Below are 17,530 nucleotides of genomic sequence, written 5' to 3'. Positions count from 1 at the left end.
AGTCCCCACCGCAGGCGCAGCTTGAATTTACCACCAGGCTTCCCACATAGCGCCTACGTTGAACGAATCAAGCTGCGTATTATCCTGCCCTGCGACACGCGTGGTGTGGTTGTTCTCCACCTGACCGCCGGTAACGTAGAAGCGCAGCATTGGGCGGAACTCAGGCCCCATCGCGATAGAAATGTTCTGCGACAGCGTCAGTTTCCAGCCTTTGTTATCACCATCATTCTCGTAATCTACGCGCTGATAACCCGCTTCAAGCCACGTTGAATGGATGTCGTTCCAGAAGTACATCGGGCGAACGATGGCACCGTAGTTGCGGCGGTTATCGAGCGTTTGCTCGTCATTATCGTAATCGTGGAAGGCCAACAGATATTCCACCTGCGCTTGCTGAGTGAACTTATAGTTCCCTTCGAAGCTGGTATACACGGTGTGCAGGCCATTGGTTTTGTTATAAACGCTGTTATCCGAGTGGTCAGAATAACGGGCAATAATTTTGTTCAGGCTATTTTCACCGGTGTGGCTTAACACCACCGCGGCTTGCCAGGCTTTGGAACGTTCGTCGCTATCAATGGCTTTGGAGTCAAAACCATAGTTGGCATACAGCTCGAAATCGATTGGGCCGAATTTGATGCCATGCAGTTTTGACGTTGCCGCGTAGTTACCTTTATCGCCAGTGCCGGAGCCACCAGTACAAGAGATACGTGACGGGTTGCCGCCATCTTCAATCATTTCAGGATTACACTGCTCCACCGAAGCAACGGCCGCCATGTCCAGTTGAGCAAAGCCGAGATCGAGGCTTTTCACCCCGGCACCTTGTCCGTCGTGGTTCATCCAGAAGTAGTCGTTGATCCCTTGTTGTGGGCGCTGATGGAAGTCACGACCCGCCCAGAAATAGGCATTTGGTTGTGCTTCAAAAAGATTTGTGACTCCCGCGTAGGCTTTTTTCAGGTTAACTTCATCACCCCAGTGGTCAATCATCACGCCGATGTCCCAGATGGCTCCGTTATCGGCTTTTATGATTTTGGTGAGCTGGAATTCGCCGCCATTGCCTTCGTTACCTAAACGACCAATTGCGGAGGAGCCGTTATAGGAACCGTCAACGCCAATGTATTTTTGATCGCCTGCCTGGAAATGCGCACCGTAACGCGCATAACCGGTAAATTTAAGCCCCAACGGAACAGCCTTATCTGGCGTGGTGGGAACTTGCGGCGTAACCAGGGTATCGGTTCTATTGAGTCGTGCCGCTTCTATTTTCGCATCACGGTCGGCCAGTGCTTTGTCGACTGCTTTCGCCACTATTTGATCGATCTGTTCTTGAGTCATTGGTTCTTGTGCGAGTACAGAAATTGGGCAAAGCGCGGCGATAACCGCCATTGTTAATGGAAGCTGTTTAATTAATTTCATTATAATCTCAATTTAGTAATTTATTTTTCAGACAATAAATATCCTGCTCTGGATTAATAGAGGCGACTCTATGGCCAAAGCATATTTATATTTTTATACTTTCATCGGATTGGACTTAATTAAAATTATTTACGTAATTATTTCTCCGTGCCAGAGGTTAAATAGTTTTTGTTTTTACGTAATACTTAGCGTTGATAAAGATGAATGATTTCGTTCGAAAGTTCGCGTGCCAGCATGGATGTCATTAAATGGTCTTGCGCGTGCACCATAATTAATGTCATGGGTTGCTTAGCTTCACCGGCATCTTGTTCAATCAATTTAGTTTGCATCTTATGGGCTTCACGGGCGTAACCATCAGCTTCATGTAATAGCAGTTTGGCTTCTTCAATATTTCCCTGTCGCGCAGAATGCAGTGCCTCAAAACACAGGCTGCGTGATTGCCCGGCATTCATAATAATTTCCATGACGGCTTCTTCTAATTCGATCATCATTTTTCCCAGATTTATTAGACGGCGATTATTAATTGCTGATAGCCGTTTCTGTCAAAGGTGAACGCGCTTCGTTTTCCACGGATGTTTTCTGCAATGAACGCTCATAAGCACGCAGGAATGGCAGATAAATCAAGGTGGAAACGACCATGCAAATCAAGCACATCACCACCGGGCTAAAGGCCCAGTTTGTTGCCCATGAAGCGCCAATCGGAGCGGGTGTCGTCCACGGCGTTAGGGAAACGACTTGCGCCAGCCAACCCAGTTTTGTGGCGGTATAAGCCAGAACGGCGTTGACCATCGGTACGCAAACAAAAGGAATGAATAACAACGGGTTCATGATAATGGGCGCACCGAACAGAATCGGTTCGTTGATATTAAAGAAGCTTGGCACGATGCCCATTTTACCAATGGTGCGTAAGTGCGTGGCTTTACTACGCAGTAATAAGAACGCCAACGGCAGAGTGGAGCCGACGCCGCCAATCAATAAATAGTGGTCCCAGAAACCTTGCAGGTAAATGTGTGGTAATGCAGCACCAGCGGCAAGCGCAGTCTGGTTTGCAGCAAGGTTTGTCATCCAGAATGGACTCATGATGCCGGTAACAATCAGCGAGCCATGAATACCTGAGAACCAGAAAATCTGGCACAACAACACAGACAACAAAATAGCGGGCAGGGAATCCGATGCGGAAACCAGCGGTTCCAGTAGGTGCATAATCGCTTGCGGCATAATCATGCCGGTTTGCGCTTCGATGAATAAATTCAGTGGGTGCAGCGTGCCAATAATCACGACCACCGGGATCAGAATTTCAAATGAACGCGCAACACCTGTTGGCACTTCTTTTGGCAGACGAATCGTGACTTTGTGCTCTTTAAGCCAGGCGTAAATACGCGTGGAGTAAATCGACGTAATCAGCGCGGTGAAAATACCCTGGCCTGAAAGGTACTGAGTCGAGATTTTGCCATCAGCGTACGGTGCAGCAACCAGCAAAAACGCCATAAAGGCCAGCAAACCGGACATCACCGGGTCGAGATTAAACTGCCGCCCCAGACTTGCGCCAATACCGACAGAGATGAAGAACGTCATCACGCCCATACTCAGGTTAAACGGCAACATCAGTTGTTCACGGTAAGTCTGTGAAAAATCCAGCCATGCGCGGGCAAAGCCAAGGGTGGTATCGGCCGAGAAAGGCGGGAATATAAACACCAGCATAAAGGAGCCGATGATCATAAACGGCAGGGCCGCGGTGAACCCATCACGAATGGCGATAACGTACTTTTGTTGCCCCAGACGACCCGCCAGCGGGGTGATAGATTGCTCAATCACCGTCACCATAGATTGATATAGCGAACTCATATGAACACCCTTTTAGTGAGCCGCTTCGATAAGCGACAGAGCATAATCCAACACCTTATCGCCACGTTGCATGCCGTAATCCATCATATCGATGGCTTGAACGGGAATGCCGTGAGAGGCGGTCTTTTCTGAAAGCGTACTTAACATATATTTCACTTGCGGCCCGAGCAGCACCACCTGGTAGCGCGGAAACTGCACGTCAAATTCAGCGACACCGTAAGCCTCTATTTCAACAGGCATTCCTCGCTCTTCCGCTACACTCAGCATCTTTCTGACCAGCAGGCTGGTGGACATTCCGGCAGAACAACACAACATGATCTTGACCATTAACACTCATCCTCAAAATGTAAATAAAGTATTGCGGAAATGATTTGATACTTTATGGAAACCGTTTTCCATCCGCAGCCAACCGATCTGTGATACTCATCAACATCCAGCGTTTATAGGCTTTGCTTATTGGATCGTCATCACAAAATTATCTGGTTGAGATGCGGTTTGGACATCATGCGGAAAATCGGTTTCCATAGAAAACCGAAACGACTATACTTAAAACTGGTTAGAATGTGAGCCAGGGCTGTATTTAGGATGACAGGCATAAGCCAGAGCCTGATAAAGGAAAATGATGTCTACAATCAATGATGTATCGCGTTTAGCTGGGGTGTCTAAAGCCACAGTATCTCGGGTATTGAGTGGATCTCGTGGGGTGAAAGAAGCAAGCCGTCTGGCTGTGCTTAAAGCGGTGGAAGAGTTGCATTACCGGCCGAATGTTATCGCGCAATCCTTACTTAGCCAGTCAACGGGCTGTATTGGCGTGATTTGTGCGCAGGACAATATTAACCAGACCACGGGTTACCTGTACGCGCTGGAGAAACACCTTAGCCAGCATCAAAAACACCTGTTGCTGCGTTTTGCCAATAGCAAAACCGAGGTGTTGCACGCGCTTGATGAGCTGACCTGCGGCCTGTGCGATGACGTGCTGGTTATCGGTGCCCGTTTCCCGCTCAATATCAGCCATGAGAATGTCATTCTGGTGGATTGTGTGGATGTCGACTCCAGCAACAGCATTCAGTTTGATCACGCATTTGCTGCGGAAACTGCCTGTAATTACCTGATTAAACAGGGGAGAAGGCAGATTGCCGTGATTAACCCTGACTCATGCGGTTCCGTTGACCAAATCCTGCTGGGTTACAAACGTGCGCTGGAAAACAATTTCTTGCCGTTTAACCGTAACCTGATTTTTATGGACTCAACCTCTTCGTCGGTTGCGCTGCAAGTGCTGCTCAATAACAGCACCACGCTGAATTTCAACGCGTTACTGGTGGCCGACGAGCAAGAAGCGCAGCGCATTATTCCGCAGTTGCAGGCGTTTAATAAATCCGTGCCGAAAGACATTATGGTGTTTAGCCTCGCCGGGTCACTGCATTTGCCAGGCATTCCGACTATTCCGGCCATTGAGTATTCCATGGATGCGATGGCGGCAAGAATTGTTGCGTGGCTGACCGAGAAAACCAAAAATGCGCTGGGTTCGAACGTGCTGCGTGGGGATCTGATTATTCCTGACATGGCCGGTAGAAAGTAAACTTTCTACAAAGACCAGAAACTAAAAATCCCGGCATCTAACGATGCCGGGATTTTTGAATATTCTCTTAGACAAACAGTGCATTAATGCGTCGCTTCACCAATCAGAGCGCCACCGCCAGCACCAACTGCGGCACCTTTTAGCACGCTGTTGCCGGTTGCCGCTGCAGCAACACCCCCCACTGCGGCACCAATTGCACCACCAGTTCGAGCGGCCTTACCTGTTTTTCCGTGTTTAAACATGGCTCCGGTACCACCACCGATAACTGCACCACCTACCGTACTTTTCACGTCTTTGCCTGTTGCTGCACCAATTGCAGCACCGGCTAATGCACCGCCAGATGTTTTATCAATAGCAAATACATTACCTGAAAATGCGAAGGTTAAAAGTAACAAGCCTGGGATATATTTTTTCAAAAAAAGAGTCCTCCTGGACATAAAGATACACAATGTTATGCGCCTAACAAATATTCTATTCTGAATAGATAACGATCTGTTTAATATTTAATATCGCGAGCTTCTTCACGGCCATTCTGTTTATTCTGACGTTTGTCCTGGCGGCAATCGTGATTGCTTTTATCATCACTTGTAACGCATTCACGCTTCTCGTGGCGAGAGTCCTCACGAGTATCCTGGCGAGTGTCGCGCGCTTCGCGTCGTTGCTGGCCTTGTTGAGTGGCATTGGCATTGCTGATAGAAAAAGTCGACAGCAGAATTACACCAGCCAGAACACCCAATAGTGTCGATGATTTATTATTCATGAGGTAAATCCTAGGGGGTAAACAATGTGCGAAATGAATATCTCAATTCAAACGGTCATAAGATTTATAGTATAGTTCTGCCAGTTACGTCTAAATGTAAGCAAATAAATTAAATTATATTTTTATTTGCACTTCCTTTAATTTCATCTCATATATATATGAAAATTAATGAGTTAGCATTTTTGATTATTAGAGCTTTATTTCTTTTCTTTGCTGCAAATTCTTTCATCTTTCATTATTTTTTGAATGATCACGCAAAGAAAAAGCCCCCGCATGGCGGAGGCTTCAACTGAAATACTGGCGGGACTATCTACCCGTTTTTATGCTTCTGGCATCGCAGAAGAGTGGTGGGTAGAGATTTTCCACTCTTTACCATCCCACGCGTAAGTGAAGGTATAACGCGCTGAGACTTTGGATTTATCAGCGAAGGTGAAGGTGTAAGTCCCGGCATCTACCGCTTTATTACAACCCAGTCGCACAGTACGGCTGTCAATTTTGCCAAACGGCTTCTTCTCTAAGAAGTGCTCGAAATAATCAACTCGCTCGGCGTCAGTCAGGCGGACTTTATTGGAAACAGTCGGCAGCAATACGGCATCGCTCAGATAATTATTTGCTACTTTTTTAGCATCGCCGGTTTGCAGGGAATCGTTCCATTTATCAAACAACCCTTCGATCTGCGCTTTGTCCACTTTGACGCAGTCAGGCGCTGTGGTAGCCATTGCAGAGCCTGAAACAAGAAGCAGTGAACCGACAATACCGAGTACCTTTTTCATTATTATCCCTTTGTTTATGCTGTGTTTTTCCTGTTAATCAAACTACCAATAATAATATGGGTATACAATATGATTTATGTATAGTTACATTTCATTACTATAACCTACGTAAATCATTCAAGGAGTGGCAAAAACAAGCGTTCCGATGGCTTGAAACCGCAATGAATCAACTTTTAACTGAATAGTGTTCCTGGAAAAAACACATAAAAAAACTGACCTGTTACAGTCAGTTTTTTAAGATTCGATGACTTCGAGATTAGTTATCTCATGGTAACGAATTCTTCAGATCCGGTTGGGTGAATTGCCACGGTGTTATCAAAGTCTTTCTTGGTTGCGCCCATTTTCAGTGCCACCGCAAAGCCTTGCAGCATTTCATCCATCCCATAACCAATGCCGTGAATACCGACAATCTTCTCATCCGGGCCGGCGCACACCAGTTTCATGCGGCATGGCTGGCGGTGCGAAGTCACTGCGGTGTACATCGCGGTGAAAGATGATTTATACACTTTCACGTTATCGTCGCCGTACTGCTCACGCGCTTGTGGCTCGGTTAAACCGACCGTGCCGATTGGCGGGTGGCTGAATACCACGGTTGGCACGTTGCTGTAATCGAGATGCTCGTCAGGCTTGTTGTTAAACAGGCGTTCAGACAGGCGACGACCCGCTGCAACTGCGACAGGTGTCAGTTCTACAGCACCGGTGTTATCGCCCACGGCATAAATGCCCGGCACGCTGGTGTTCTGGAATTTATCGACTTCAATGTAGCCTTTGGCATTGGTTTTCACACCGGTTGCCGCCAGGTTGAAGTTGTCGGTTTCTGGCTGGCGGCCAATCGCCCAAATCAGGCAATCCACCGTTTCAGAGCGGCCATCTTCCAGTTGCAGCGTCAGACTGCCATCGGCATTTTTAACCACCGCTTTCGGCACCGCTTGCGTGTGCAGCGTTGGGCCTTCGGTGTTAATCACTTCCAACAGGGTTTCCACAATCAGTGGGTCGAAAGTACGCAGCGGCGCATGCTGGCGCACGAACAGATGGGTTTCTGAACCCAGCGCGTTAACCACGCCTGCGATTTCAACCGCGATGTAACCTGCACCCACAACCGCTATGCGTTTTGGCAAAGCAGGCAGTGCGAAGAAGCCATCAGAATCAATACCATATTCAGCGCCTGGAATTGACGGGCGGCTTGGGCGGCCACCGGTGGCAATCAGGATGTGGTCTGCGGTGATGGTTTCGCCATTTACTTCAACCGTGTGCGCATCGACAAACTTGGCAAAGCCACGAATGACGTCAACGTTGTTTTTACCCAGCACATTGTCATAAGAGGTGTGGATACGGTCGATATACGCGGTACGGCTGGCAATCAGTTTGTCCCAGTCGAACTTATTCACTGTGGTGTCAAAACCGTAATCCGGGCCGTAGTTGTGGATAGCTTCTGCGATTTGCGCCGCATGCCACATCACTTTTTTCGGTACGCAACCCACGTTAACGCAGGTGCCGCCTAACTCTTTCGCTTCAATCAGCGCGCACTTCTTCCCATACATCGCAGCACGGTTAATGGAGGCAATACCGCCGCTGCCGCCGCCAATGGCGAGGTAGTCATAATGTTTGGTCATAATGTTTCCCTAATGAGTCGAAAAAATATGCGCGATTGTAGCGCGCCGAGAAATTTTAGAGCAAAGGTTCCACCGATGTCTCTGATAGCTATTACTCAGGCACAACCCAGCTCAGCGTAGTCGAACCGTTGCCTGATGGAACCAGTGTTTTATGCAGCCAAGGCAGTACATTAGCCATTTGCTGTTCCAGCTTCCACGGTGGGTTGATAACAATCATGCCAGAAGCAGTCATACCACGGCGGTCACTGTCCGGAAGTACCGCCAGCTCAATTTGTAAAATACGGCGAATGCCGGTTTCTTCCAGCTCGCGCAGCATACGTTTGATCTGCTGGCGCATAACTACCGGATACCACAGCGCATACGTGCCTGTTGCAAAACGTTTGTAGCCATCGTTGATACCAGTAACTACAGCCTGGTAGTCGGTTTTAATTTCATACGGCGGGTCGATAAGAATCAGACCACGACGGGAAACCGGCGGCAGTTTTGATTTCAGTTGGGTATAACCGTCAGCGCGTTCAACGCGTGCGCGGTTGTCTTTCTGGAATTCAGAGCGCAGCAGTGGGAAATCAGACGGGTGCAATTCGGTCAGTTGCAGGCTGTCTTGCTCGCGCAGAAGGTGGCGTGCAATCAGCGGAGAGCCTGGGTAGTAACGCAGCTGGCCGCTATGGTTATAAGCTTTAACCGCATTGATATACGGCTCAAGTTCCGCTGGCAAATCATCGTGTTGCCAGATGCGGCCGATCCCTTCGAGATATTCACCCGTGCGCTCAGCATGTTCGCTGCTCAGTTTGTATCGGCCTGCGCCTGCATGAGTATCCAGATACAGAAAAGGCTTATCCTTCTCTTTTAAGGATTCAATAATCAGACTTTGAACGGTGTGTTTCAGTACGTCGGCGTGGTTGCCGGCGTGAAAGCTGTGGCGATAACTGAGCATGGCTTGAAGGGTTTCCAAAGACAAAAGAAGAACAACTATTCTGCACAGTATACAGCCTTATGCTTCGTGCCTGGCATTGAAATTAACTACACTAAGCCTCATCTTAATAAGATTGCTTTTGTAGCGCGCGAGCCGCGCTCCACTTCTCAGATATCAGGAACCGCGCTTATGACCAATCCATTGTTAACGCCTTTCGACCTGCCGCCGTTTTCCTCTCTCAAACCTGAACATATCGTCCCTGCCGTGCAGCAAGCGCTGGATGATTGCCGTGCGAAAGTCGAAAGCGTGGTAGCACAGGGTGCGCCTTATAACTGGGATAATCTTTGCCAGCCGCTGGCTGAAGTGGACGACCGTCTGGGGCGTATTTTCTCCCCGGTCAGCCACCTGAATTCGGTACAAAACAGCGCAGAACTGCGTGAAGCCTATGAGCAAACGCTGCCGCTGCTGTCTGAATACAGCACTTGGGTTGGGCAGAACGAAGGGCTGTATCAGGCGTATCGCGACCTGCGCGATGGTGCGTTTTATGCCGATCTCAGCGTTGCTGAGAAAAAGGCCGTCGATAACGCGCTGCGTGATTTCGAGCTCTCTGGCATTGGTTTGCCGGAAGAAAAACAGAAGCGTTACGGCGAAATCGCTGCGCGCTTGTCTGAACTGGGATCGACCTACAGCAACAACGTGCTGGATGCGACCCAGGGCTGGACGAAACTGATTACAGACGAGGCACAGCTTTCGGGTATGCCGGAAAGCGCTCTGGCCGCTGCACGTGCTCAGGCGGAAGCTAAAGAGCAAGATGGCTGGCTGCTGACGCTGGATATTCCAAGCTATTTGCCAGTACTCACTTACTGCGACAACCGCGAACTGCGTGAAGAGATGTATCGCGCTTATGCCACTCGCGCCTCCGATCAAGGCCCGAACGCAGGCAAATGGGATAACACCCCGGTGATGGAAGAGATTCTGGCACTGCGCCACGAGCTGGCAGAGCTGCTGGGCTTTGGTAACTATGCGGAAAAATCTCTCGCCACTAAAATGGCAGAAAACCCGCAGCAGGTTCTGGAGTTCTTAACCGATCTGGCGAAACGTGCGCGTCCACAGGGCGAAGCGGAGCTGGCGCAACTGCGTGCATTCACCCAAAAAGAATTTAACGTCACCGAGCTGGAACCGTGGGATATCACCTATTACAGCGAAAAACAGAAACAGCATCTGTACAGCATCAGCGATGAGCAACTGCGTCCGTACTTCCCGGAAGACCGCGCGGTAAACGGTCTGTTTGAAGTGGTAAAACGCATTTACGGTATCACCGCGAAAGAGCGTAAAGACATCGATGTCTGGCATTCGGATGTGCGTTTCTTCGAGCTGTATGACGAGAAAGGCGAGTTGCGCGGCAGCTTCTATCTCGACCTCTATGCGCGTGAAAACAAACGCGGTGGGGCGTGGATGGACGACTGCGTAGGCCAGATGCGTAAAGCTGACGGTTCGCTGCAAAAACCTGTCGCTTACCTGACTTGTAACTTTAACCGCCCTGTAAATGGCAAACCTGCACTGTTTACTCATGATGAAGTGATCACGCTGTTCCATGAGTTCGGCCACGGCTTGCACCACATGCTGACTAAAGTCGAAACGGCGGGTGTTTCTGGCATTAACGGTGTGCCGTGGGATGCGGTCGAACTGCCAAGCCAGTTTATGGAAAACTGGTGCTGGGAGCCGGATGCACTGGCGTTTATCTCCGGCCATTTTGAAACGGGTGAACCGTTGCCAAAAGAATTGCTGGATAAAATGCTGGCGGCGAAAAACTACCAGGCGGCGCTGTTTATTCTGCGTCAGCTGGAGTTCGGCCTGTTCGACTTCCGCCTGCATGCTGAATTCAACCCGGAGCAAGGCGCGAAAGTGCTGGAAACTCTGTATGAAATCAAGAAGCTGGTTGCGGTTGTGCCATCACCAAAATGGGGCCGTTTCCCACACGCCTTCAGCCACATCTTTGCAGGTGGTTATGCAGCGGGTTACTACAGCTACCTGTGGGCCGATGTGCTGGCAGCCGATGCGTTCTCGCGCTTTGAAGAAGAGGGTATTTTCAACCGCGAAACCGGCCAGTCATTCCTTGATAACATCCTGACCCGTGGCGGTTCAGAAGAGCCAATGGAGCTGTTCAAACGCTTCCGTGGCCGCGAGCCTCAGCTCGATGCGATGCTGGCTCATTACGGTATCAAGGGCTAAGTCATTCTGTGAAAATCTGTTTACTAACTGAATCAGGCGCCGACTCCGGCGCCTTATCACTTTTGAGCGAACGCTGGGGTCTTGAGCACGATGAAGACTCGCTGATGGCGCTGGTGTTAACGCCTGACCATCTGGAATTGCGTAAGCGCGACGAGCCAAAACTCGGTGGCATTTTTGTCGATTTTGTTTCGGGTGCGATGGCGCATCGCCGCAAGTTTGGCGGCGGGCGTGGCGAAGCGGTAGCAAAAGCGGTTGGCATCAAAAGCGGCTATTTGCCGAGTGTCGTGGATGCCACAGCCGGGCTTGGGCGTGATGCGTTTGTGCTGGCGTCTGTGGGCTGCCGGGTGCGAATGTTAGAGCGTAACCCGGTGGTTGCGGCTTTGCTCGATGACGGCTTGCGCCGTGGTTACCAGGATACAGAAATCGGCGGCTGGTTGCAGGAACGCTTGCAGTTGATTCACGCGTCCAGCCTGACGGCGTTAAGCGATATTACACCGCGCCCGGAAGTGGTTTATCTCGACCCGATGTTCCCGCATAAGCAGAAAAGCGCGCTGGTGAAGAAGGAAATGCGTGTGTTTCAGTCGCTGGTGGGGCCGGACGAAGATGCAGATGGTTTGCTGTTGCCTGCGCAAAAACTGGCGACAAAGCGTGTGGTTGTGAAACGCCCGGACTACGCGCCACCGCTCGGTGGTGTGGAAACGCATAACGCTGTGGTCACCAAAGGCCACCGTTTTGATATTTATTCGGGTACGGCAGTTTAAAGCATCAAAAAAAGCCCCGCATCGCGGGGCTTCAAAGTATTTATACCTAACGCACCTGCAGCGTGAAAGACAATGGTATAACTTAATCTTCGTCTTCGTCACGCAGCGGAACAATCAACATATCAACGTGAACGGTGTTGATAAGCTGGCGTGCGGAAGACATCAGTTTGCTCCAGAAATCCTGGTGATGACCGCAAACAACCAAATCCATGTCGTATTTCTTAATGGCATCTACCAGAACCTGGCCCAGATCGCCGCTACCGCTCAGAGTTTCAGTAATCGGATAACCTGCACCAGTAGACAGTTCGCTTAACGCGTGGTGGGTTTCTTCAGAAATACGCTTCTGCATATCACCCAGATTTACATCAATCAATCCGGTGTAGAGATCGGAGTAATTTACATCAACATGAATCAGGGAAACCTTCGCGTTGTATGGGCGAGCCATAGAAACTGCTTTTTCCACCAGTACTTTGCTCTCCGGGGAGAGGTCTACCGCGATTAAAATGTGTTTGTAAGCCATAATTTTACTCCTTCCATAAGTTGTCGATGACCAGCCTGGTCGGATAGCACAATGTGCTGCTGTGGTGCTACCCGCGTGTAAAGACCTAAATTGTAGATGATATTTCTACCCTATAGCGAATGATAGAAATCGTCAATGTGCCACCGTTGTATACATTGAAGACCCAAATAGCCGTTATCGTTTTGATAAAGATTAATGATGTGGCAAAAAAATTAGCGGATCTCCTACACTATTAAATAAGCCGTTCCGGAATATACCCGTCGTCTTTCAAGTTGCATGTGCGTTGGCTGCGTTCAATCGCCCGAATCACTTACTAGTGTAAGCTCATCGGGACTCATTATCTTGCCGCCTGCCTGCAACTCGAAATCCATTGGGTATAGTAATGCGATCCGGATCGGTTTTTTGGGCTCGCTAAACGGTCTTTCTGGTTTTCGGGGTGAGCGGTTGCCCTGGAGTGATGTTCTGGGGCTTCACCGGGAGGGGAATTATGATGATCAGCACCGTTGCGCTTTTTTGGGCGCTTTGTGTAGTTTGTGTTGTGAATATGGCGCGCTATTACTCATCTTTGCGTGCGCTGCTGGTGGTATTACGCGGGTGTGATCCGCTGTTGTATCAATACGTCGATGGAGGCGGTTTTTTTACCTCTCATGGCCAGCCCAGTAAACAGATCCGCTTAGTGGGCTATATCTATGCTCAACGCTATCTTGACCATCACGACGATGAGTTTATCCGCCGCTGTGAACGTCTGCGCCGCCAGTTTATTTTGACCAGTGCTTTGTGTGGATTAGTCGTAATAAGTTTGATTGGTTTAATGCTTTGGCACTAGTGATTTAAGCAGCGTATAAAAAAAGCGGGCCAGTAAACTGACCCGCTTTTTGCTTTTTGCTTTTTGGTGACTACACCACTCTTAAATAAAGTGCAGTGAAATCCAGTAAAGAGAACCAGAAAGCAGAATCGACACCGGCAAAGTAAACACCCAGGCCATCAGGATGTTGGTTACCGTTTTACGCTGCAAACCGCCACCATCAACAACCATCGTCCCCGCTACGGAAGAAGAAAGCACGTGAGTGGTAGAAACCGGCATACCGGTGTAGCTCGCAATACCAATGGAGACGGCGGCTGTCATCTGCGCGGACATACCCTGCGCATACGTCATGCCTTTCTTACCAATCTTCTCACCGATAGTTGTCGCCACACGACGCCAGCCAATCATAGTACCGAGGCCGAGTGCCAGAGCAACCGCCATGATAATCCAGATTGGTGCGTACTCGATGGTATACAGCAAGTCAGTTTTCAGCTCTTTCAGGAAGCGCTTATCGTCCGGTTTGGTTTCCGGCAGAGCAGCAACTTTCTCTGAAGTATCTGAAATGCAAAGCAGCAGACGGCGCATATGGCTACGCTGCTCAATGCTCAGCTTGTCGTAGCTGTCGATATTACCCAGCAGCTCTTTTGCACGCTGTACCGCAATCATGGCGCGGCTGGCATCGCAATGGAACTCAGCAGGTTTATCCTGGCCCTTCACTTCTTCAGGGGTCGGGATAGCTGGATTGAGATCAACAACATGCTTAATCACATCGCCATGCTGCGCGTAGTACTGCTCAAGGTGGGTGATGGCATCACGGGTACGAGCAATATCGTATCCAGAAGCATTCATGTTCACCACAAAGCCAGCAGGCGCTACACCAATCAGCACCAGCATGATCAAGCCGATACCTTTCTGACCGTCGTTTGCGCCATGAGAGAAGCTCACGCCAATAGCGGAGATAATCAGAGCGATACGAGTCCAGAATGGAGGCTTTTTCTTGCCGTCTTGTTTTTCACGTTCGGCAGGTGTCAGGTGGATACGACGGCGCTTTTTGGTGCCGCTCCAGTAGCGACGTAGCAAAAAGATTAACCCGCCCGCAATCACCAGACCCACGATTGGGGAAAGGATTAACGACATGAAGATCCCAATGACTTTCGGGATATTCAGCGCATCAACTACCGAGGTTCCGGTCATCAGTGCGTTCGTCAAACCAATACCAATGATGGCACCGATAAGCGTATGGGAGCTGGATGCCGGCAGACCAAAATACCAGGTGCCGAGGTTCCAGATGATAGCGGCCAGTAACATAGAGAACACCATGGCTAAGCCATGAGCGGACCCTACGTTCAACAGCAAATCGGTTGGCAACATATGCACAATCGCATACGCAACACTCAATCCACCGAGCAGAACGCCGAGGAAGTTAAATAATGCCGCCATTGCCACCGCGAGGTGCGATCGCATTGCACGTGTATAGATAACAGTTGCCACTGCGTTAGCAGTGTCATGAAAGCCATTGATCGCTTCGTAGAAGAGAACAAACGCCAGAGCAAGTAATAGCAAAAGCCCGGTATGAAGATCCAGGCCGTTAAACAGAAATTCCATAGACGTTACGCCATTTTGAGGACATGAACGCGGCGCATTATGTAAGACAACTCTGTAATGCGCCAACAGAAATATGGACTTTTCTTGATGTTTGTCCTTCCTGGGTCAAACAATGAAAAGATTTACATATTTATTTTCAATCACCTGCAATTGTTAAGACGCATTTAGCTGGTGCGACCAGGCTGCTATCTTTACAATTCCTTGCATTAAGCATAGTCGGGAGTAGGTCGTGGAAAAGTTTGATGCCGTAATTATTGGTGCGGGAGCCGCAGGAATGTTCTGTGCAGCGATGGCTGGGCAGGCGGGAAGTAAAGTGCTACTCATCGATAACGGTAAAAAACCGGGCCGTAAAATCCTGATGTCAGGTGGTGGGCGCTGCAACTTTACTAATCTTTATATCGAACCTGCCGCATATCTCAGCCAAAACCCTCATTTTTGCAAATCTGCTCTGGCGCGTTATACGCAGTGGGATTTTATCGATATGGTCGGTAAGCATGGTATTGCGTGGCATGAGAAAACCCTGGGTCAACTTTTCTGCGACGACTCAGCACAACAAATTGTCGACATGCTGGTTGCGGAATGTGAAAAAGGGCAAGTCACTATCCGCCTGCGCAGCGAAGTGCTGGGCATAGAACGTGACGAAAACGGCTATACCATCCAATTAAATGGCGACAGCGTGCAAGCGGCAAAATTGGTCATCGCAACGGGTGGACTGTCCATGCCGGGCCTTGGGGCAACGCCTTTTGGTTATAAAGTTGCCGAGCAGTTTGGGCTGAAAGTTCTCCCGACTCGCGCAGGCCTGGTGCCGTTTACTTTGCATAAACCTCTACTCGAACAGCTCCAGGTGCTTTCTGGCGTATCCGTTCCTTCAGTGATTACTGCGGAAAATGGTGTCAGTTTCCGTGAAAGTTTGCTGTTTACCCATCGCGGTTTGTCCGGGCCTGCGGTATTGCAGCTTTCTAGTTATTGGCAGCCTGGTGAGTTTGTGAGCGTTAACTTACTTCCTGATACCGATCTGGACGTATTGCTGAACGAACAGCGCACCAGCCACCCAAATCAAAGCCTGAAAAACACTCTGGCGATGGTGTTACCAAAACGCCTGGTAGAGTGCCTGCAACAACTTGGGCAAATTCCCGATGTCACGCTTAAGCAGCTTAACGTGCGTCAACAAAGTGAGCTGATTGAAACCCTGCAAGCCTGGCAAGTACAGCCTAATGGCACCGAAGGTTACCGCACTGCAGAAGTGACGCTGGGTGGGGTGGATACTAAAGAACTCAGTTCACGCACCATGGAAGCACGCAATGTACCGGGCCTTTATTTCATCGGTGAAGTGATGGACGTAAGTGGTTGGTTAGGCGGGTATAATTTTCAGTGGGCATGGAGTTCAGCCTGGGCGTGCGCGCAGGATTTAGTGAGTCCATAACTTTTCATAACACCACAGCGAAGCGAAACAGTTTCGAGGAATATCAGTGAGTACAGATACGGCAGCGATATCTTCTAAGCGGGCATTTTACTACGCGCCGTTCCGCAATTTGTTTTTTGCTCGTCTGCTGACGGTACTGGGCAACGGCATCGCACCCATTGCTCTGGCGTTTGCCGTGCTCGACATGGGGGGATCGGCCGCTGATTTGGGTATTGTTATTGCTGCTCGCTCGATTTTTAACGTCGCTTTCTTATTGATTGGCGGTGTACTTGCCGATCGCTATTCCCGCAGTCGTGTTCTGCTGTACTCATCGGTTATCGCTGCAATCTCACAGGGGGTTGTTGCTGGCCTCGTTCTGGATGGCTCGGCAACCATCATGCTGTTGGTGATACTTGGCGCTATAAACGGTGCAGCCGCGGGGGCCTCGTTACCCGCTTCGCAAGCTATGGTCCCACAAACTGTTCCGGTGCATTCCTTACGGGAAGCGAATGCTTTTATCCAGTTAGGTATTTATGGCGGAACGGTCATTGGTGCATCACTGGGCGGTGTTCTCATAAGCGTAATGGGGCCGGGCTGGGGATTGGCCATTGATGCTTTAGGATTTGCAGCATCAGCACCACTGTATTTAATGATTCGAACTAATTCGGCACAACCTCAAAGCGCGCAATCCAATATCTTGCAGGATTTAAAGGACGGTTGGGTGGAGTTTATTTCTCGCTCATGGGTCTGGGCAATTGTGGTGCAATTTACCATCGTGAATGCGGCTTTTAGCGGGGTGATGATGGTGCTGGGCCCGGTAGTCGCAGATGCAACATTTGGCCGAACAGGTTGGGGCATGGCGATCGCCGCCCAAAGTATGGGCTTGATTGTCGGCTCTGTTATTGCGCTTCGTTGGCGGCCACGTCGGGATTTGTTAATTGGCACAATTTTGACGGCATTTTGCGCAGGGCCAATTGTGATCCTGGCTTTGATTCCGTCGACCTCAGTTTTGATGGCGGCATTTTTTATAGCTGGTGTTGGTTTTGGGTTGTTCGGTGTGGCCTGGGCGCAATCGCTACAAACTCATATCCCGCCTGAAAAACTTGCACGTGTTTATGCCTATGATGCATTGGGTTCATTTGTGGCGATTCCGATTGGCGAAATTGCCGCAGGCCCTCTTGCGATGCACTACGGCAACACTAATGTTTTACTGTCTTGTGCAGCTGCGGTTCTGGTTGCGACCTTCGCAGCCAGTTTCACGCCAGCGATCAGAAAGCTCGATAATACTGCGCAAGTTAGACAACACAGCTAGTTG

Annotated in this window: 17 protein-coding genes; 6 read left to right on the top strand and 11 right to left on the bottom strand. The window is 49.6% G+C overall.

Annotated features, from left to right (window positions below; all coding sequences use genetic code 11):
• Positions 1-27: 27 nt before the first annotated feature.
• The 4 genes from M977_RS10515 to M977_RS10500 all read right to left on the bottom strand — a co-directional run bounded on the left by M977_RS10515 (position 28) and on the right by M977_RS10500 (position 3,579).
• The gene (locus M977_RS10515; RefSeq protein ID WP_064514713.1) at positions 28-1,407 is read right to left on the bottom strand and encodes a carbohydrate porin; all 1,380 of its coding nucleotides are present in this window, start codon (positions 1,405-1,407) and stop codon (positions 28-30) included.
• A gap of 185 nt (positions 1,408-1,592) precedes the next feature.
• Complete coding sequence (locus M977_RS10510) at positions 1,593-1,895, bottom strand: PTS lactose/cellobiose transporter subunit IIA (protein ID WP_151993846.1); 303 nt, start codon at positions 1,893-1,895, stop codon at positions 1,593-1,595.
• A gap of 31 nt (positions 1,896-1,926) precedes the next feature.
• Positions 1,927-3,252: a PTS sugar transporter subunit IIC gene (locus tag M977_RS10505; RefSeq protein ID WP_064514709.1), complete on the bottom strand. Its 1,326-nt coding sequence runs from the start codon at positions 3,250-3,252 to the stop codon at positions 1,927-1,929.
• A gap of 12 nt (positions 3,253-3,264) precedes the next feature.
• Complete coding sequence (locus M977_RS10500; RefSeq protein WP_064514706.1) at positions 3,265-3,579, bottom strand: PTS sugar transporter subunit IIB; 315 nt, start codon at positions 3,577-3,579, stop codon at positions 3,265-3,267.
• Positions 3,580-3,874: 295 nt separating this feature from the next.
• Here M977_RS10500 and M977_RS10495 point away from each other — a divergent pair, with 295 nt between their 5' ends.
• Entirely contained in the window at positions 3,875-4,831 is a 957-nt protein-coding gene (locus tag M977_RS10495) for a LacI family DNA-binding transcriptional regulator (RefSeq protein ID WP_064514704.1), read from the top strand.
• 83 nt (positions 4,832-4,914) lie between these two features.
• Here M977_RS10495 and M977_RS10490 read toward each other — a convergent pair whose 3' ends face one another.
• The 5 genes from M977_RS10490 to M977_RS10470 form a co-directional block, all read right to left on the bottom strand.
• Positions 4,915-5,247 carry a hypothetical protein gene (locus M977_RS10490; protein ID WP_064514702.1) on the bottom strand — a complete coding sequence of 111 codons (333 nt, stop codon included), beginning with the start codon at positions 5,245-5,247 and terminating at the stop codon, positions 4,915-4,917.
• Between the two features lie 80 nt (positions 5,248-5,327).
• The gene (locus tag M977_RS10485) at positions 5,328-5,591 is read right to left on the bottom strand and encodes a hypothetical protein (RefSeq protein ID WP_064514700.1); all 264 of its coding nucleotides are present in this window, start codon (positions 5,589-5,591) and stop codon (positions 5,328-5,330) included.
• A gap of 320 nt (positions 5,592-5,911) precedes the next feature.
• Complete coding sequence (locus M977_RS10480; RefSeq protein WP_034460571.1) at positions 5,912-6,364, bottom strand: SgcJ/EcaC family oxidoreductase; 453 nt, start codon at positions 6,362-6,364, stop codon at positions 5,912-5,914.
• Positions 6,365-6,624: 260 nt separating this feature from the next.
• The gene (gorA, locus tag M977_RS10475) at positions 6,625-7,977 is read right to left on the bottom strand and encodes a glutathione-disulfide reductase (RefSeq protein WP_064514698.1); all 1,353 of its coding nucleotides are present in this window, start codon (positions 7,975-7,977) and stop codon (positions 6,625-6,627) included.
• Positions 7,978-8,068: 91 nt separating this feature from the next.
• Complete coding sequence (locus M977_RS10470) at positions 8,069-8,911, bottom strand: 23S rRNA (adenine(2030)-N(6))-methyltransferase RlmJ (RefSeq protein ID WP_064514697.1); 843 nt, start codon at positions 8,909-8,911, stop codon at positions 8,069-8,071.
• A 168-nt stretch (positions 8,912-9,079) separates the two neighbouring features.
• Here M977_RS10470 and prlC point away from each other — a divergent pair, with 168 nt between their 5' ends.
• Both prlC and rsmJ read left to right on the top strand, forming a co-directional pair.
• Positions 9,080-11,122 (top strand): oligopeptidase A, encoded by a 2,043-nt coding sequence (gene prlC / locus M977_RS10465; RefSeq protein ID WP_064514695.1) that lies wholly within the window; start codon positions 9,080-9,082, stop codon positions 11,120-11,122.
• 8 nt (positions 11,123-11,130) lie between these two features.
• Positions 11,131-11,883, top strand: a complete 753-nt coding sequence (rsmJ, locus tag M977_RS10460) for a 16S rRNA (guanine(1516)-N(2))-methyltransferase RsmJ (protein WP_064514693.1) — start codon at positions 11,131-11,133, stop codon at positions 11,881-11,883.
• Positions 11,884-11,965: 82 nt separating this feature from the next.
• On the opposite strand, the gene uspA is transcribed toward rsmJ, so the two are convergent.
• Positions 11,966-12,403, bottom strand: coding sequence for a universal stress protein UspA (gene uspA, locus M977_RS10455; protein ID WP_034460563.1), 438 nt, complete (start codon positions 12,401-12,403; stop codon positions 11,966-11,968).
• A 490-nt stretch (positions 12,404-12,893) separates the two neighbouring features.
• On the opposite strand from uspA, the gene uspB reads away from it, so the two are divergent.
• On the top strand, positions 12,894-13,229 hold the full coding sequence (gene uspB / locus M977_RS10450) for a universal stress protein UspB (RefSeq protein ID WP_064514691.1): 336 nt from the start codon (positions 12,894-12,896) through the stop codon (positions 13,227-13,229).
• 81 nt (positions 13,230-13,310) lie between these two features.
• Here the strand turns inward: uspB and pitA are convergent, their stop codons facing one another.
• Positions 13,311-14,813, bottom strand: a complete 1,503-nt coding sequence (gene pitA, locus M977_RS10445) for an inorganic phosphate transporter PitA (RefSeq protein ID WP_064514688.1) — start codon at positions 14,811-14,813, stop codon at positions 13,311-13,313.
• Between the two features lie 229 nt (positions 14,814-15,042).
• Between pitA and M977_RS10440 the strand changes: the two genes are divergently transcribed.
• Both M977_RS10440 and M977_RS10435 read left to right on the top strand, forming a co-directional pair.
• On the top strand, positions 15,043-16,236 hold the full coding sequence (locus tag M977_RS10440; protein WP_064514686.1) for a BaiN/RdsA family NAD(P)/FAD-dependent oxidoreductase: 1,194 nt from the start codon (positions 15,043-15,045) through the stop codon (positions 16,234-16,236).
• A gap of 46 nt (positions 16,237-16,282) precedes the next feature.
• Complete coding sequence (locus M977_RS10435; protein WP_064514684.1) at positions 16,283-17,527, top strand: MFS transporter; 1,245 nt, start codon at positions 16,283-16,285, stop codon at positions 17,525-17,527.
• The last annotated feature ends 3 nt before the right edge of the window (positions 17,528-17,530 follow it).

Source organism: Buttiauxella gaviniae ATCC 51604 (assembly GCF_001654835.1).
GTDB classification, from domain to species: Bacteria; Pseudomonadota; Gammaproteobacteria; order Enterobacterales; family Enterobacteriaceae; genus Buttiauxella; species Buttiauxella gaviniae.
Note: the sequence above shows the minus strand (reverse complement) of the source record. Positions and strands in the feature narration are given on the sequence as shown.

What these genes read in the sequence shown, in the direction of transcription:
- M977_RS10500 (WP_064514706.1), bottom strand. Translation starts at nt 3,579, where the DNA reads ATGGTCAAGATCATGTTGTGTTGTTCTGCCGGAATGTCCACCAGCCTG.
- prlC (WP_064514695.1), top strand. Translation starts at nt 9,080, where the DNA reads ATGACCAATCCATTGTTAACGCCTTTCGACCTGCCGCCGTTTTCCTCT.
- gorA (WP_064514698.1), bottom strand. Translation starts at nt 7,977, where the DNA reads ATGACCAAACATTATGACTACCTCGCCATTGGCGGCGGCAGCGGCGGT.
- M977_RS10505 (WP_064514709.1), bottom strand. Translation starts at nt 3,252, where the DNA reads ATGAGTTCGCTATATCAATCTATGGTGACGGTGATTGAGCAATCTATC.
- M977_RS10495 (WP_064514704.1), top strand. Translation starts at nt 3,875, where the DNA reads ATGTCTACAATCAATGATGTATCGCGTTTAGCTGGGGTGTCTAAAGCC.
- M977_RS10515 (WP_064514713.1), bottom strand. Translation starts at nt 1,407, where the DNA reads ATGAAATTAATTAAACAGCTTCCATTAACAATGGCGGTTATCGCCGCG.
- pitA (WP_064514688.1), bottom strand. Translation starts at nt 14,813, where the DNA reads ATGGAATTTCTGTTTAACGGCCTGGATCTTCATACCGGGCTTTTGCTA.
- M977_RS10480 (WP_034460571.1), bottom strand. Translation starts at nt 6,364, where the DNA reads ATGAAAAAGGTACTCGGTATTGTCGGTTCACTGCTTCTTGTTTCAGGC.
- M977_RS10470 (WP_064514697.1), bottom strand. Translation starts at nt 8,911, where the DNA reads ATGCTCAGTTATCGCCACAGCTTTCACGCCGGCAACCACGCCGACGTA.
- uspA (WP_034460563.1), bottom strand. Translation starts at nt 12,403, where the DNA reads ATGGCTTACAAACACATTTTAATCGCGGTAGACCTCTCCCCGGAGAGC.
- M977_RS10510 (WP_151993846.1), bottom strand. Translation starts at nt 1,895, where the DNA reads ATGATCGAATTAGAAGAAGCCGTCATGGAAATTATTATGAATGCCGGG.
- M977_RS10485 (WP_064514700.1), bottom strand. Translation starts at nt 5,591, where the DNA reads ATGAATAATAAATCATCGACACTATTGGGTGTTCTGGCTGGTGTAATT.
- uspB (WP_064514691.1), top strand. Translation starts at nt 12,894, where the DNA reads ATGATCAGCACCGTTGCGCTTTTTTGGGCGCTTTGTGTAGTTTGTGTT.